General features: G+C 62.5%; 1 protein-coding gene. It reads left to right on the top strand.

The features are described 5' to 3' along the window. On the top strand, positions 1-755 hold a 755-nt coding region (gene tssI, locus M0808_RS28380; protein WP_247843191.1), incomplete at both ends, for a type VI secretion system tip protein TssI/VgrG.

Here is a 755-nt window from a genome sequence, read left to right as displayed (position 1 = left end):
TTCCAGCACAGCAGCAGCGGGCACAAACTGGTGTTCGGCGACGATCAGACAGTGTTCCGCAAACTCAAGGCCGTGAGCTACCAGCAAGACTCCGGCATGAGCGCCGACAAACCGGTGATCAAACGCTTCAACCTGCGCCTGGAAACCCGCACCACTCGCGTCAGCCGCCGCGACTACGACTTCGAAAAACCGAAGATCCTGCCCGAAGGCGCGGTCAAATCCGAGTTCGCCCCGGACCTTGAGGACTACGATTACCCCGGTCGTTTCACCACCCGCGAGCGCGGCAAATTCCTCTCGACCCGCGCCCTCGAACGTCATCGCAGCGACTACAAACTCGCCGAAGGCAAAGGTGACGAACCGACCCTGACCAGCGGCCACTTCCTGACCTTGGCCGAACACCCGCGCGCTGAATGGAACGACTTGTGGCTGCTGCTGGAAGTCTTCCACGAAGGCAAACAACCGCAAGTGCTCGGTGAAAACGTCACCAGCGACGTCACCGACAACAAAAGCGATTTCCACCAGGGCTACCGCAACAGCTTCCTCGCCACCCCGTGGGACGCGCACTACCGCCCTGCCCTCGAACACCCGAAACCCAAAGTCCTCGGCAGCCAGACCGCGGTCGTCACCGGCCCGGCCGGTGAAGAAATCCACTGCGACCAGTACGGCCGCATCAAAGTCCAGTTCCACTGGGACCGCGACGGCCAGTCCGACGACAAAACCACCTGCTGGCTGCGCGTCGCCAGCGGCTGGGCCGG

Origin of the sequence: Pseudomonas sp. MWU12-3103b, from assembly GCF_023100615.1 — a bacterium.
GTDB lineage: Bacteria > Pseudomonadota > Gammaproteobacteria > Pseudomonadales > Pseudomonadaceae > Aquipseudomonas > Aquipseudomonas putida_A.
The sequence above is the reverse complement of the archived record's forward strand: the minus strand, read 5'-3'. Positions and strand labels throughout refer to the sequence as shown.